We start from the raw sequence: 1,235 nt of genomic DNA on the forward strand, positions 1-1,235 counted from the left end.
TGTAGTGGTCTAATGAAACCGGACACTCATTTAGGCGAGAATGCTCGCCCCAAAGAGGTGTCTGATGACCAAGCAACGCCGTACCTTTACCCCTGAGTTCAAGCGCGAAGCAGCCTGTCTGGTGCTCGACCAAGGCTACAGTCATGCCGAAGCAGCCCGCTCGCTCGGCTTGGTCGAGTCGGCCCTGCGCCGCTGGGTTAATCAGCTTCAGCAGGAGCGCGGCGGCATCACGCCGGCCAGCAAGGCGTTGACGCCAGAGCAGCAGAAAATCCAAGAGTTGGAAGCTCGAATCACGCGCCTTGAACGCGAGAAATCAATACTAAAAAAGGCTACCGCGCTCTTGATGTCGGAAGATCTCGAGCGTACTCGCTGATACACCAACTCAGCGCCCATGAGCCCGTTGACTGGTTGTGCGAAGTGTTTGAAGTCACTCGCTCAAGTTATTACGCACATCGTCATAAACGGCGAACTCCGGACGTTGAGCGACTGCGATTGCGCAGTCGAGTAAATGAGTTGTTCACTCGAGGGCGAAGTGCGCCTGGCAGCCGCAGCATCAAGGCAATGATGCGAGAAGAAGGTGAGCAAATCGGGCGGTTCAAGGTGCGCAGTCTGATGCGTGAGCTGGCGCTGGTCAGCAAGCAGCCGGGATCACACGCCTACAAAAAGGCCACGGTAGAGCGGCCAGATATTCCGAATATCCTGAACCGAGCGTTTGATGTCGAAGCGCCAAATCAGGTGTGGTGTGGAGACATCACTTACGTTTGGGCGCAGGGCAAATGGCATTATCTGGCAGTTGTCATGGATCTATACGCACGCAGAGTAGTGGGCTGGGCCTTATCAGAGAAGCCGGATGCAGACTTAGTCGTCAAAGCGCTGGACGTAGCTTACGAACAACGTGGAAAGCCTCAAGGGCTGATGTTCCATTCCGACCAGGGATCGCAATATGGCAGTCGTCAGTTCCGCCAGAGACTATGGCGCTACCGGATATGCCAGAGCATGAGTCGGCGGGGTAACTGTTGGGATAATGCGCCAATGGAGCGAGTGTTTCGCAGCCTGAAATCAGAGTGGATACCGACCACTGGCTACCTGACTGGGCAGCAAGCTCAACGAGATATTAGCCAGTACCTGATGGGCCACTACAACTGGCTCCGGCCCCATCAATTCAACAATGGACTGGCTCCGGCCAAAGCTGAAGAAAAACTCAAAACCGTGTCCGGAATGAGTTGACCACTACA

At 55.1% G+C, this 1,235-nt stretch carries 1 protein-coding gene; it reads left to right on the forward strand.

Features of this window, described 5'->3' with window-relative positions; translation table 11 throughout:
• The first annotated feature begins 64 nt into the window (after positions 1-64).
• Positions 65-1,227 (forward strand): IS3 family transposase gene (locus TU74_RS22905; RefSeq protein ID WP_088500225.1). Its coding sequence is split into 2 segments (ribosomal slippage): positions 65-320 and positions 320-1,227, totalling 1,164 coding nucleotides; the frame shifts between segments, so codons are not numbered across the junction.
• Positions 1,228-1,235: the final 8 nt, after the last annotated feature.

It is taken from the genome of Pseudomonas lundensis (assembly GCF_001042985.1).
GTDB lineage: Bacteria > Pseudomonadota > Gammaproteobacteria > Pseudomonadales > Pseudomonadaceae > Aquipseudomonas > Aquipseudomonas lundensis.